The sequence below is a fragment of the Bacillus hominis genome (assembly GCF_030348325.1).
Classification (GTDB): domain Bacteria; phylum Bacillota; class Bacilli; order Bacillales; family Bacillaceae_G; genus Bacillus_A; species Bacillus_A hominis.
In genome coordinates, this window is sequence record NZ_JAUCFS010000005.1 from 816,972 (window position 1) to 831,015 (window position 14,044).

Annotated in this window: 9 protein-coding genes and 1 riboswitch; of the genes, 4 read left to right on the top strand and 5 right to left on the bottom strand. The window is 36.2% G+C overall.

Annotation, left to right across the window (positions count from 1 at the left end):
* Positions 1-20 precede the first annotated feature (20 nt).
* The gene (locus QUF93_RS06675; protein WP_289358224.1) at positions 21-539 is read right to left on the bottom strand and encodes a general stress protein; all 519 of its coding nucleotides are present in this window, start codon (positions 537-539) and stop codon (positions 21-23) included.
* 32 nt (positions 540-571) lie between these two features.
* A complete protein-coding gene (locus QUF93_RS06680; protein WP_289358225.1) occupies positions 572-2,311 on the bottom strand; it encodes an SgrR family transcriptional regulator in 1,740 nt (579 codons plus the stop codon).
* A gap of 105 nt (positions 2,312-2,416) precedes the next feature.
* Here QUF93_RS06680 and QUF93_RS06685 point away from each other — a divergent pair, with 105 nt between their 5' ends.
* The gene (locus QUF93_RS06685; protein ID WP_289358226.1) at positions 2,417-3,679 is read left to right on the top strand and encodes an MDR family MFS transporter; all 1,263 of its coding nucleotides are present in this window, start codon (positions 2,417-2,419) and stop codon (positions 3,677-3,679) included.
* 257 nt (positions 3,680-3,936) lie between these two features.
* Here QUF93_RS06685 and QUF93_RS06690 read toward each other — a convergent pair whose 3' ends face one another.
* Positions 3,937-5,136: an ABC transporter permease gene (locus tag QUF93_RS06690; RefSeq protein ID WP_289358227.1), complete on the bottom strand. Its 1,200-nt coding sequence runs from the start codon at positions 5,134-5,136 to the stop codon at positions 3,937-3,939.
* A 60-nt stretch (positions 5,137-5,196) separates the two neighbouring features.
* On the bottom strand, positions 5,197-6,621 hold the full coding sequence (locus QUF93_RS06695; RefSeq protein ID WP_289358228.1) for an amino acid permease: 1,425 nt from the start codon (positions 6,619-6,621) through the stop codon (positions 5,197-5,199).
* A 146-nt stretch (positions 6,622-6,767) separates the two neighbouring features.
* A riboswitch (Lysine riboswitch) is annotated at positions 6,768-6,949 on the bottom strand.
* Positions 6,950-7,149: 200 nt separating this feature from the next.
* Between QUF93_RS06695 and racE the strand changes: the two genes are divergently transcribed.
* Positions 7,150-7,977, top strand: coding sequence for a glutamate racemase (racE, locus tag QUF93_RS06700; RefSeq protein WP_289358229.1), 828 nt, complete (start codon positions 7,150-7,152; stop codon positions 7,975-7,977).
* A gap of 51 nt (positions 7,978-8,028) precedes the next feature.
* Here racE and gapN read toward each other — a convergent pair whose 3' ends face one another.
* Complete coding sequence (gene gapN, locus QUF93_RS06705) at positions 8,029-9,468, bottom strand: NADP-dependent glyceraldehyde-3-phosphate dehydrogenase (RefSeq protein ID WP_289358230.1); 1,440 nt, start codon at positions 9,466-9,468, stop codon at positions 8,029-8,031.
* A 609-nt stretch (positions 9,469-10,077) separates the two neighbouring features.
* Between gapN and QUF93_RS06710 the strand changes: the two genes are divergently transcribed.
* Both QUF93_RS06710 and QUF93_RS06715 read left to right on the top strand, forming a co-directional pair.
* Complete coding sequence (locus QUF93_RS06710) at positions 10,078-11,838, top strand: ABC transporter ATP-binding protein (RefSeq protein ID WP_289358231.1); 1,761 nt, start codon at positions 10,078-10,080, stop codon at positions 11,836-11,838.
* On the top strand, positions 11,835-13,835 hold the full coding sequence (locus QUF93_RS06715; protein ID WP_289358232.1) for an ABC transporter ATP-binding protein: 2,001 nt from the start codon (positions 11,835-11,837) through the stop codon (positions 13,833-13,835). Before QUF93_RS06710 ends, QUF93_RS06715 begins: the two co-directional genes overlap by 4 nt.
* Positions 13,836-14,044: the final 209 nt, after the last annotated feature.

Genomic DNA, 14,044 nt, shown 5'->3' on the forward strand with positions numbered 1-14,044 from the left:
AGGATGTAGTACCTTCTCTTTCATGAAATACGTTGAAAATCTTTACTTATACAGGACTGTTTTAGTTTTTTTGATTTTATCAAATATTTAATATCAGAGATGTTATCATATGAAAGCTGAATATGATAATAGTTAATATACTCAAATAATGCAAAAACATAAACAAATAGTGCAAATGATAGCCCAGCTAAAGGTAATTGCGGAGACCAAATTGCAAAATCAATAGTAAACATAATAAGTCCTGTGATAATCAATCCGATATTTATCTTTTTTAGCATTTTTAAATATTGAATAATCACAATAGGTGTAACAGATGTTTGCTCTTTTTTTAGTCGTTTCCACTTTACGTACCAGTAAACCGTCCCTTGTAGTAAGAGAAACTCTAAAAGAAGAAATGAGACCCAAAAAGAGTATAGGGAATATAAATGTAATGTAGGATAAGCATAATTAAGTAAGTAACTTGTAAAAATAAAAGTAATGACTGAAAATAACTCACCTGTGTATAGATAGGAAAGCCTTTTTTCTAGGTTGCTTTTCATAGTTCGTCTCCTTTTATAAAAAACTTCGCATTTTAACGCAGGGATGGCTGTATCCATAACTTCGCAAAATTCGCCCAACCGAATGAATCAATTGTTACGTTTTTTAAAGCAGAAGGATATGTTTTTCTTTTTAAAACGTGATAGTTAAATAAAATGATGTGTTCTGCTTGTAAAAACTCTTCAATCTCATACAGGAGCTCATAACGCTTTTCTTTATTTTCCTCTAGTAAAAATGTATCTAGCAAACAGTTAATTTGTTTTTCATAGTGCGGGTCCATAAAACGATTTACGAAGCAGCTTTTATTTTTAAATACATTTAAAAATGCAATTTCATGATCGGCAGCAAATACTTCTCCCATTAAAATAATATCGGCGTGTTTATCGATAGAACGATTCGTATAATCTGAAACGAGAAAGGGGTGAAGTTCTAATTGTATACCTAAACTTTCACACCGTTCTTTTAGGAAATTTGCGTCGTTTGCACTATCTTTAAATGCGAAGAAGTATATATGGATTGTTTCTCCATTATATGTGCTCTTTTTTAAATACTCTTTCGCTTTTTCAAGAGAGTAGGACCTTTTAGGAACTTGGCGACTTCTTTCAGGGAAAAAGCTCGATGCAGCAATTGTTCGTCTGCCTTCTATGTTACGAAGTATCGTTTCAACGTCATATATTTCTCTCCAAGCTTTACGAAAGTAAATGTCATGGTGGGGACCGGGTTTTGTAAAGTTAAAGCTAGCATAAATACAACCTATTTCTTCTATTTGTATATCATGCCTTTCATTTTCCTCTTCATTAGGTAGTTCATAATCAGCATCGATTTGTACATGATCTGGAATACGCCAAAACTCAATACGGTCTAGTAAAGCTCGCTCTTTAAAATAATGGGTGAAAGCTTCAAGTATGATATTGTCTTCAGAGTAATGAGCAAGTTTGAAAGGTCCAGTACCTATGTAGTGATGATTTTGAATGGCTGCATCACGCGGTAAAATTGCGAGTTGCATGGAACTTACATAATGTAAGAAAAATAAATTCGGTTTTGCTAAATGGAATCGAATTTGTAGTGGTGACGGTGTTTCAATTTGAACAATTTCTTCTGTTAACCATTCGAAAGGAGATTGAACTTGCTTTAGTCTTTCAAATGAAAATTGTACATCTTTAGAAGTTAAAACCGCTTCATTATGAAAATGTATATCTTTTCGTAAATAGAAAGTCCATGTAAGCTGGTCTTTACTTAATTCCCACGTATGCGCAATGTGCGGCTCCATTTTTTCGGTAGCATCGTTATAAACGACTAACGTATCAAAAATTTGACTAGTAAGATGGCTCTCTGTTGTGACAGCCACAAAAGCCGGATCTAGTGGCATTACTTTTCGTGATATGGGGATTTTTAATATATCATACATATCATTTGAAGGTTCATAGCCAAAATGATGATGGAGTTTACCTTCAATGTTTTTATGAAGTGCGAGAGGCAGTGGCTCTTTTAAAAGAAGAAAGATATCCTTTAATTTTTCTTGCGCTAACAGTTCATCTGTATAGAATTCAATCGCTTCTACGAAACTATGTATAAATAGAATTTCTGTTTTATTCCCGCGACCTCTCCCTGGTGTCCACTTAATTAATTGCTCCTCATTCATTTTCTTTAATAAAATCTTCACGTTTTTCGTACTGCAATATAAAACATCCGCTAATTCTTGTAAGCTATTTCGTATATGTTGTTGGTCTTGTACATGTAATCTTAAACGAATGTAATAGTCCATAATTTTCATATATACACTTCCTTCTATAATAAAAGGGGAAACTCTTTAGAATATTCTAACCTTTTTCTTCCTCTTTTTCAAAGTAAAATGAATAAACATAAGGAGGGGGAAACAATGGGATTTTGGAGCATGCATCGAAATATAAAAATTAGAATTATAACTTCGTTTTTAACACGTACTGTGTCCACAATGATTTTTCCATTTATGGCGATTTATTTTTCAATCAAGTTAGGTAGTGCACTTGCTGGGGCTTTGTTACTCATCAATGTGTTAGCTTCTTTAATTATCGGTTTATATGGTGGATATGTTGGTGATCGACTTGGTCGTAAAAAAGTAATGATTATTGGTCAAAGTATACAAGTCATTTCCATTGCTTGTATGGGAATTGCAAATTCAGATTATGTAGATTCACCGTGGCTAACATTTTTGTTTATGTTGGTGAATAGCCTAGGATCTGGACTTATGAATCCCGCGACTGAAGCGATGTTAATCGATGTGAGTACACCTGAAAATCGAAAAGTGATGTACAGTATTAACTATTGGGCTATTAACTTGTCAATTGCGATTGGAGCAATATTTGGCGGGTTACTATTTGAAAATTATAGATTACAATTGTTTATCGTATTAACGGCTGTTGCGATCATTACTTTATATGTGATGGCTGTATATATGGAAGAAGTGTATGTGGCAAGAAAAACAGTAGAGAAGAAAAATGTATTAAAAGATATGGCAGATAGTTATAAAGTTGTGATGAAAGATAAAGCGTTTTTAATTTTTTGTGCAGCAAGTATATGTACATTATCTTTAGAGTTTCAAATTAATAATTACTTAGGAGTACGCTTGCAGAAAGAATTTGAAACGGTGCATTTTTTCTTCGGTAATGATTTTACGTTTGATTTAACGGGGATTCGAATGCTGAGCTGGATTTCAGCAGAGAATACAATTTTAATTGTTTTATGTTCAGCGCTTCTTATTAAAATGCTGAAAAGCTTCAACGATTTAAAAATCTTATATGTAGGGTTATTCATTTATACAATTGGATTTACAATACTCGGAACGAGCAATAGCTTATGGATCTTATTAATTGCTGGGCTTTTCCAAACGGTAGGAGAGATAATGTATGTGCCGGTTCGTCAATCTATTATGGCGGATATGGTGCCGGATGAGGCAAGAGGTTCTTATATGGCGATTAACGGAATGGTCTTTCAATTTGCAAAAATGAACGGGGCATTAGGAGTTATGTTAGGTTCATTTATTGCATCTTGGGGCATGAGTGCTCTGTACTTTATTGTTGGTATAAGCAGTATTTTATTATTTATGAAGGCGATAGGGAAAGAGAAATATCAAGATGAAGGGAAGGTTTCTCAGATTGGATAAAGTGAAATGATATAAAAAGCGAATCAGTTATAATGAGAAGCGCTTTTTATATCATTTTTAAAACGGATCAACTTCAGCTAAATTTGGATTGGTATTCATAATAGGGCTCCCATCTATTTATTTTGTATGTGCGAAATCATTATTTAACTTATGGATAGGAATTATATAGTCATTTTCACTATATGAGAACTGCCTATGAAAAGTGATTAGAAATTTTGGGACGAAAAAAGAGGCTGTGATGTGCAGCCTCTTTTTCGTTAAAATGAAGAAATCCTCTTCTTCGTTTTTGGTACGATAATAAATTTAATCCAGAGCATCCCAATTACTACAATGATCAAACTATGTAGTAATTGTCCTGTAGCAACAAGTACAACAGCCGAAAAAACGATTAATTGAATGCTTATTAAGATGAAAATTAAGCTGAGAAATTGATTCATTCTTTCTTCAATAGTAATTGGATATAATGCTACAATAATATTTCCCGAAAAATATTTCCACAGAGAACGAAGCTGCATAGAAATCATATATAGCACGACATAAGCGATAGCACCTTTTACGTATATATTCGGAACAAAATATAGGGTGAAAGCACCGATTAACCCTAAGCGAATATATATACCGAAATAATCATTACCACGTAAAAACGCTAGTGTATGTAAATAGAAGAACGTTGCTCGTTTTTTATGTAGTAAAGGTTCGATCCAATTTGTAAGCCATTTTCTGCTGTTTACTTGTTTTTTTAGTTGCGGCACATCAGTAAAGATGCTAGCGAATTGATAAAAGCGTATGTCCAATTTTTCTTCTTGTTCGATTATGTAATCCCACGGTATTCGTTTTGTAGGTTGTTTTTTCGTATATAGAAGTAGGAAAGCAAGAAGTAATAGTAAGCCGCCTAGCACAATGATATTTGCAACATAAAACAGCATGTAAATGATAAGTGCGTTACAAGCAATACGAATGATAAGCCATATGTTTTTTTCATGACTATCACGCCATACCCAATGTATGTATATGTTCCAGCCTTTAATAACCATTAAAATGATAAAGATTGTACATAAAAAAGGTACAGTTAATTGTAATGATTGCATGGCAAGAGGTACGATAATAAGGAACGTAAATATAAGCGGGAAAAGCTGAATGATGTAATTATATAGAAGAGATTTTTTAAAATAGGATGTTAATTTCTCTTCTAGTGCTAGTAAATAGACGGCGTCAGGTTTTTGAATAAATGTGCGAATTGGGCATCTCGTTATAATGAGTGTAAGTACGATTGTGATGAGTAATAAAGATATTCCTTTAGAAGGATCCGTTTTAAGAAACTTGGCGTAATAATATGCACCTACACATGAGACGAAGATGAAGCTATATAGTAAACCGTTAATCATACGTGCAAAATATGTGATGGCATTTTGAATATGTTGTTGAAAGCGAGAGCTCCATAGTGATTCGATTGACATGTTTTTCACCTCTTTTTTCTATTATATATGTTTTATTAAGCAAAAAACGAGCAAATTGCGTTACGCAACTTGCTCGTTTTTCTTTTCTTTATTTTTTTTCTGATCACGATTCATTAATGGATAGAAGGCAAAGCCAATTACGAATAGACCAATTCCGAGAAGGAATGTTTTAATATCGGATGCGCCTGTTTTAATAACCCATAGTGCATAGCAAAGTGCGATAACTGCGACTATGCCATCTGTAATTCTTGCCCGCATTTCATTTTTATACGTTTCACCAGTTGCGACTAGTTTTAACTGGAAGATTGGTGAAACGAGATATGGAATGAGATAGGCCAGTGTTGATACGGTAATAACGAATGTATAAGCTTCCGCAATGGTTCCTGATAATGTTGAGAATAAGAACACTTGCGACATAATGTTTGTTAATCGTAGTGAATGAATTGGACTTCCTTTTTTATTTGTTTTTGCGAAGAAGGAAGGGAAGAAACCTTCTTTTGCTGCTTGATAAGGTACTTCTGAGCTTAATAAAATCCAGCCTAATATGGAACCGAATAGGGAAGTAAGAGCAAGTAATGCCATAAGTTTCCCGCCGCCGTGACCCATTGCAGCGTTTAATGCATCTGCTAATGGACGTTCAGAAGCTTGTAATTTATCAACGTGAAGTACACCCATTGTTAAAATTGTAATTCCTAAATAAATTGCAACTGTTATTAGTAAACCAGCAACAGTCGCACGTTTTACCGTTTTGGGAGAGGTAGCTCGGTTTGATAAAAGAACGGCTGATTCAATCCCGATAAATGCCCAAAGTGTTGTAAGAGCAGCTAAGTTTACTTGTGAAAGGAGACCATGTGATACGCCTTCTTTATCGATCATCGGTGTGTACCATTGCCCAAATTTTGAAGCTTCGAATGCAAATAACGTAACAATGATGAATAGAAGGAATCCGGTTACTTTCGTTGTTGTTGCAAGGAAGTTTAATTTCCCAGCGCCGTTTACACCGTTTGTTAAAATTAAATGTGTGCCCCATAGTAAGACAGAACAAATAGTAAATGTAATTAGTTTTCCAACTTCTATATTGAAAGAGCCGATTGAAAACAATAGTCGTGTATCTTTCATAATCGGGAAGAAGAGCGATAAATATCCCGCAAAAGATGTGATAATGGCAACGTTACTTGCCCAGTTTGCAACCCAATATCCCCATACTATGCTGAAACCAGCCATTTTTTTCTTTTTTGGTGATGAGAATAAAGCATATGCATGACTTTGTGGTCCTGTCGTTAAATCAGGACGACGAATTGCTAAATTACCGAAAACAAGAGCTAGCATTAAAACACCAAACCCTGTTGTTAACCAAGCTAAAGTAACACCGAGAGGGCTAGCTGTTTGTGCCAACGTACTTGGCACCATGAAAATACCAGCGCCAACCATGTTACCGACAACGAAAGCTGTTAGTACCCAAAAGCCCCATTTTTTTTGTTGCATAGAAAATACCTCCAAAGTTAGTATAACCAAGTCAAGCGAGGAGATATGTATGTCTTCCGATTAGGGAAGAGAAGTTCCAAACAAAACAAAAAAAGCACGTAATTTGCCGCTACATGCTTTCTATCTTATAAGAAACCCACGACATACCTCTCGATAGCTCTCCACAAACGAAACGTTTGTGACAGTTCTGCACTTATTAAATGCAGACCCAGCAAGTGTGCATGGTGGACACGACTTACTTCGGCAATCATTCCTTTCTCATTTCTTCATCAATGCCACTACATCTCCTGAAATGATACTCTTAATGACTGCAACCTCTACCTCACCGAGATACGAATGAGGATTTAAATATTAAATTAACGTATTTAAGAGTAACAAATGAATTTTTATACGTCAATGGATATAGCAATAATCAGATTATAGAGAAGAGTTTGTGATTAAAAGGGAGAGGGATTATTATGTAATATTGAATTTTCATAATATAATAAATGTTATTAGCGCTAGATGATTGAAAAGGGGATGAAGTATATGTCTACATGTCATAAACATTCAGTAATAGGTGTGTTAGATTCGGGAGTTGGGGGATTAACAGTTGCGAGTGAGATTATGCGTCAATTGCCTAAAGAGAGCATTTACTATATTGGTGATAATGAGCGTTGTCCGTATGGGCCAAGAAGTGTAGAGGAGGTACAATCTTTCATATTTGAAATGGTTGAGTTCCTCAAGCAGTTTCCATTAAAAGCTTTAGTGGTAGCATGTAATACTGGTGCAGCTGCTGCATTGACTGATTTGCAAGAAGCACTTTCTATTCCAGTTATTGGCGTTATACATCCGGGAGCAAGAGCTGCAATTAAAGTGACAAAGAAAGGGAGAATTGGAGTAATTGGAACTGTAGGTACGATAAAATCTAATATGTACGAACAAGCATTACACGAGCTGGATACATATTTGGAAGTGCATAGTCATGCATGTCCGACTTTAGCTACAGTTGTAGAAAATCAATTAGAAGACACAGCATATGTAATGCAGCAAGTGAAACAAGGTTTACTGCCATTAACGAAAGAAGATATAGATACGTTAATTCTTGGGTGTACGCATTATCCACTGTTAGAGTCCTATATAAAAAAGGAGTTAGGAGAGGCTGTGACGATTATTAGTTCTGCAGAAGAAACAGCGATAGAGTTAAGCACCATTTTACAGCACAAAGGAATTCTGTCTGACAATCTTAATCCAAAGCATCGATTTTTTACGACAGGCTCTGTTTCATCATTTGAACATATTGCTGAGCGATGGCTAGGGTATCAAATTTCTGTAGAATGTGTGAATTTACCTATGGAAAAACAACTCGTGAACTAAATTGTATAAAAAGAAGCTGATCTAAAACTAGATCAGCTTCTACATATAAGATTAAACTAAGTTTAATACAGTTACTTTTTCGCGTGTCATAGACTCAAGGCTCTTACGAATACCTTGTGCGCCCATACCTGAACCTTTTACACCGATGAATGGGAAGTGGTCAGGGCCGCGCTCTGTGCGTCCGTTAATTTGAACAGAACCAGTTTCGATTTTGTTAGCAATTGCAAATGCTTTGTTAATGTCTTTTGTGAAGACACTTGCTTGCAAGCCGAACTCTGATTTGTTAGCAATTTCAATTGCTTGTTCATCTGAAGAAACACGGATGATTGGAAGGATTGGGCCGAATGGCTCTTCCCAAGCAACTTTCATTTCTTCTGTTACGTGGTCGATTAATGTTGGGTAAATTAAGTTACGCTCACGTTTGTTACCGATAACGATCGTTGCACCTTTTTCAACAGCGTCGTCAACTAAACCTTGAACGAAGTCAGCAGATTTGTCGTCTATTAATGGAACGATTGTGCTGTCTTGTTCTGGAGATCCAACTGATAGCTCAGCTACTTGCGCTTTTAATAAGCTAACAAGCTCGTCCGCTACGTTTTCGTGTACAAGTACACGTTTAATAGCTGTACAACGTTGACCAGAGTAAGAGAATGCACCGCTTACGATATGGTTTGCAGCATCTTGTAAGTCAGCATCTTCACGAACGATACCAGGGTCTTTACCACCAAGTTCTAATACAAGTGGAATCATCGCAGCTTTTTTCGCTAAATGTTTACCTGTGTTTGTACCACCTGTGAACGATACCATATTAATGCCTTCGTGTTCTACTAAGTAGTCACCAATTACCGAACCGCGTCCTGTAGCTACGTTTACAAGCCCTTTTGGAAGGCCAGCTTTATGAAGTGCTTCAACCATTTTAATACCGCTAATTGCACCTTGAGTTGCTGGTTTGAAAATAACAGCGTTACCCATAATTAATGCTGGTGCAAGTTTTGCAGCAGATAAGTTTACTGGGTAGTTAAATGGTGCGATCGCTAATACAACACCAAGTGGTGCGCGTTGGATAATCGCAAGTTTAGATTTCGTTCCGCCAGGGAAGCTATCGCCCATCATGCTTTCTCCGTGCATATGAAGAGCTTCTTCAATCGTGTAACGAATGAAGTCAGCTGTACGAACAACTTCTTTTTTTGCATCTTTATATCCTTTACCGACTTCTTTCATAATGATATCGGCAATTTCATCTTGCATATTTACGAGCTCATCAGCCCATTTATATAAGTATTTTGCGCGATCTTGTAGAGAAGCGTCAGCCCATGATTTTTGAGCTTCTTTTGCAGATGCAATTGCTTCATCTACTTCTCCACGAGTAATTGCTTGTACTTGACCAATTACTTCGTGTAAGTATGGAGATGGAATTTCGATTGTTTGACCTGAAGAGCTTTCTCTCCATTCTCCGTTTAAATAAAATTTGTACGTATTGCTAGTTGTCATGATTAGTCCTCCTAAAATAGCAACTTGTAAGAGTGAGTATAAGGTGATTGTAGGTGGTTTGATAATATTTTTCAAATGAAATGTTTGTGAAAACGATTTCTTATTATTTTTTTATTTTGTATGCCCTTTCTTACAGAAGATTCTCTTATTTCAAATGGATTCATTGTGTATTTTAATTTTATATGTAAAAAAATAATTGACAGAATACTCAATAAAGTTGTAAGATTATAAATGGAAAATAAATGAAGGGGGTGTGCGTAATGATTGTAATCGTAAATGTAATGGGCTTAGCTCTGTTAAACGGTGGAAAACATTCATATCATTACGCAACCCGTGCGGATATATAGGACCTTTTTGTCTTATGAGAAGCGTACGTTGCGTATATCGTAACGTACGCTTTTATGCATTCTTTTGCATATCGTCAAGCGGCGGTATGCTTTTTTTTGTTTATTTTCCTTGTTTCCATACTTTGTATGGTTACTTAAAATAAATATTTGGAAGGTGGAAAAATGTGATGAAATTGTATGGCTTACGAAATGTAAATGTGATGGGTTTGGATAGCGGATAAAGAAATGTGAATCAAACGAAAACGAGAAAGGAGAGGTTATATTGTTTTCAGTATTACTAAAGTTAAGCTGGTTTTTTAGGGAGCATTGGAGAAGGTACAGTATCGCAATTGGGGTGCTTTTAATTGTAAACGTGATAGAGGTAATTCCTCCGAAAGTGTTAGGGATTACAATTGATAATATTAAAACAGGAGCCTTAACGAACGAGGCGATTATGCAATATATTTTTATTTTACTTGGAGTAACGATTGGTGGGTATGTGCTTACTTTCATTTGGCAGCACCAACTATTTGGCGGTGCGTTCGTACTTGAGAAAACGATGCGTTCAAAATTTATGGGGCATTTACTCAAGATGACACCAACGTTTTATCAAAAAAACCGTACTGGCGATTTAATGGCGAGAGCGACAAATGATTTAAAAGCAATCTCCATGACAGCTGGTTTTGGTATATTAACGCTCGTTGATTCTAGTCTATATATGCTTACAATCGTTTTTATGATGGGATTTACAATAAGTTGGCAGTTAACATTTGCTGCGCTTATACCGCTTCCGATTATGGCGTATGCGATGAATAGATACGGAAAGAAATTGCATGAACGATTTACAGTCGCGCAAGATGCGTTCGGAGATATGAACGATAAAGTGCTTGAATCAATTGCGGGTGTACGCGTTATTCGTGCCTATGTACAGGAGAATGCTGATCAAGAAAGGTTTCATCATTTAGGAGATGACGTATACGAGAAAAATATGAGAGTAGCAAAAATCGATGCATTATTCCAGCCGACTGTGAAAATGCTCGTCGGTCTTAGTTATTTAATTGGTTTAGTGTACGGTGCATATCTCGTATTCCAATCAAAGGTGACACTCGGTGAGCTCGTTTCTTTTAACGTCTATTTAGGGATGATGATTTGGCCGATGTTTGCAATTGGTGAATTGATTAATGTTATGCAAAGAGGAAATGCTTCGTTAGATCGTGTGAATGAAACGTTAGCTTATGAACCGGATGTAAAGAATCCGAAAGATCCAAAGGTTGTACAAGAGCCAGATTACATTCAATTTGATAACGTTACTTTTTCATATCCTTCATCAATTGAAACAAATTTAAAAAATGTTTCGTTCTCATTAAAACAAGGAGAGACACTTGGAGTTGTTGGGAAAACAGGAAGCGGGAAAACGACGCTCGTTCGTCAGCTTCTTCGTCAATATCCACTTGGAGAAGGGGATATTGCGGTTTCTGATGTGAAGCTAGATAAAATTACGAATGATAACGTACTTGGCTGGATTGGGTATGTACCTCAGGAACACATTTTGTTCTCAAAAACAGCGAAGGAAAATATTTTATTTGGAAACAGAGAAGCGACTGAAGAAGAACTTGAAAAAGCGATTGAAATAGCTGCGTTTAAAAAAGATTTAGAGTTTTTACCAGAAGGTTTAGAAACGCTTGTTGGGGAGAAAGGTGTTTCTTTATCAGGTGGGCAAAAGCAAAGGATTTCTATTGCGAGGGCTGTTATTCAAAATCCGGAAATTTTAATTTTGGACGATTCTTTATCAGCTGTTGATGCTCGTACTGAAGCGGCAATTATTGAAAACATAAGAACTGAAAGAAGCGGGAAGACGACGATTATAACAACGCATCGTTTGTCAGCGGTACAGCATGCTGATTGGATTCTCGTTATGGATAAAGGTGAGGTTATTGAAGAAGGTTCGCATGAAGCGCTCGTTCGAAATGGGGGCTGGTATGCTGAGCAGTTCGACAGACAACAAGGTGAAAGTGAAAGTGCGGATAGCGGGGTGAAAATATGAGTGTTTCAAAACGATTGTTTCAATATGCGATGAGAGTGAAGGGGCCGATCTTTGCAGCGATGGCGATGCTATTTGTTTTCGTCATTGCAGAACTCGCGGGTCCTTTCGTCGCAAAAACGATGATTGATGAGCATATAGTTGGAATAGAGAGACCTTGGTATGAAACAGAGAAGAGTGAGGATGCAGTTTCATATAATGGCGCCTTTTATAAGCGAAGTGATCGCTTTGAACAAGGTGAGCAAAAAGGGAAAGAGGTCCGAGTTATTCAAGTTGGTTTTCAATACTATTTTGTACCGAATAAAATAACGCTTGAAGGAACTCGTTCTGTTAAGGACGATATGCTTACAGTACAAAGTGGTAAGGCAGTGCAAGTGTATAAAGCGAAAGCCTTAACGAAAGAAGAAGTATTTGCGTTTTATAAACCAGAAATAAACCGACTATTACTACTCGGTGGTGGATATTTCGCTTTATTAGTAGTCGTATCATTATTTGCATACGGAAAGCAGTTCTTCTTACAGAAAGCAGCAAACAAAATTATTCAAATTATGAGGGAGGATGTTTTTTCTCATATACAAACGTTGCCAATTCGTTATTTCGATCATTTACCAGCAGGGAAAATTGTTTCGCGTGTAACGAATGATACAGAAGCGATTCGTGATTTATATGTAACAGTACTTGCGACATTCATCTCCAGTATTATTTATATTATCGGGATTTTCGTTGCGTTATTTTTACTTGATGTAAAACTGGCGGCGCTATGTTTACTTATCATCCCAATTTTAATTATTTGGGCGATTATGTATAGAAAGTATGCGTCTGTATACAATCATAAAATGCGTTCGCGTTTATCGGATATTAACGGAACAGTGAATGAATCGATTCAAGGGATGCCAATTATTCAAGCATTTCGTCAAGAGCGTGAAACGAAGAAGGAATTTGAAGAACTCAATGGTGATTATTTTAAATATCAAAATAAAATTTTAAATTTAAATGCAGCAACTTCACATAATTTAGTGTCTGTATTAAGAAATATTGCTTTCACAGGTGTGATTTGGTATTTCGGCGGTGCGTCATTAAGTGCTACAGGCATTATTTCACTTGGAGTACTGTATGCGTTCGTTGATTATTTAACACGATTATTCTCGCCAATTACGAACATGGTGAATCAGCTTGCGAACTTAGAGCAAGCGCGCGTTGCATCAGAACGTGTCTTTGAATTGCTAGAGGAAAAAGGAGAGGCAGTAGAAGAAGAACGTATGCCTCGCCTAAACGGAAATGTGAAATTCGATAATGTTTCGTTTTCTTACAATGGAAAAGACGAAGTGTTAAAAAATATTTCTTTTGAAGCGAAACAAGGGGAAACAGTAGCACTTGTTGGGCACACTGGATCAGGAAAAAGTTCCATCATGAATGTGCTCTTTCAGTTTTATGAGTTTCAAAAAGGAAAGCTTACGATTGATGGCCATGATGTGAAAGAGATGCCGAAACAAGCAACTCGTGAACATATGGGAATTGTATTGCAAGATCCGTTTTTATTTAGCGGGACAGTGGCATCCAATGTCAGCTTAGAAAATGAAAAAATTTCAAAAGATCGCATCGTAAAAGCATTACGTGATGTTGGTGCTGAAAGGTTTGCAAACAACATAGATGAAGAAATTACGGAAAAAGGAAGTACACTTTCAACCGGAGAACGACAGCTTATATCGTTTGCTAGGGCACTTGCTTTTGATCCGGCGATTTTAATTTTAGATGAAGCGACTTCTAGCATTGATACAGAGACAGAAGCGATGATTCAACAAGCGCTAGAAGTTGTGAAGAAAGGAAGAACGACGTTTATTATCGCTCATCGTCTTTCAACAATTAAGAGCGCCGATCAAATTATTGTGCTTGATAGAGGAACGATTTTGGAAAAAGGTTCGCATGATGAATTAATGAAAAAGCGTGGGCGCTATTACGATATGTATAAAACGCAAATGGAAGGAAACCAAAGCGCTTAATATGGAGGAGAACTTGCGAGTTTCGCAAGTTCTTTTTTGATCAATTAGCTTGTTGAAACGTTGATATATTTCGCGGCAAGGAAAACTTATAAATAAGTAAGTATTGTTTTACCTTTTTCCTTATAAATGCTATATTTAAAAATGTTACTTATTTTTTGTATGTAGAAGTGTTTTTCCATTTTGTTTGATTATGAAGAAAAAGGATAAAC

Bases quoted from the DNA above. Each gene is read 5' to 3' on its own strand.
- QUF93_RS06715 (WP_289358232.1), top strand. From the start codon at position 11,835: ATGAGTGTTTCAAAACGATTGTTTCAATATGCGATGAGAGTGAAGGGG.
- QUF93_RS06695 (WP_289358228.1), bottom strand. From the start codon at position 6,621: ATGCAACAAAAAAAATGGGGCTTTTGGGTACTAACAGCTTTCGTTGTC.
- QUF93_RS06690 (WP_289358227.1), bottom strand. From the start codon at position 5,136: ATGTCAATCGAATCACTATGGAGCTCTCGCTTTCAACAACATATTCAA.
- QUF93_RS06680 (WP_289358225.1), bottom strand. From the start codon at position 2,311: ATGAAAATTATGGACTATTACATTCGTTTAAGATTACATGTACAAGAC.
- QUF93_RS06685 (WP_289358226.1), top strand. From the start codon at position 2,417: ATGGGATTTTGGAGCATGCATCGAAATATAAAAATTAGAATTATAACT.
- gapN (WP_289358230.1), bottom strand. From the start codon at position 9,468: ATGACAACTAGCAATACGTACAAATTTTATTTAAACGGAGAATGGAGA.
- QUF93_RS06675 (WP_289358224.1), bottom strand. From the start codon at position 539: ATGAAAAGCAACCTAGAAAAAAGGCTTTCCTATCTATACACAGGTGAG.
- racE (WP_289358229.1), top strand. From the start codon at position 7,150: ATGTCTACATGTCATAAACATTCAGTAATAGGTGTGTTAGATTCGGGA.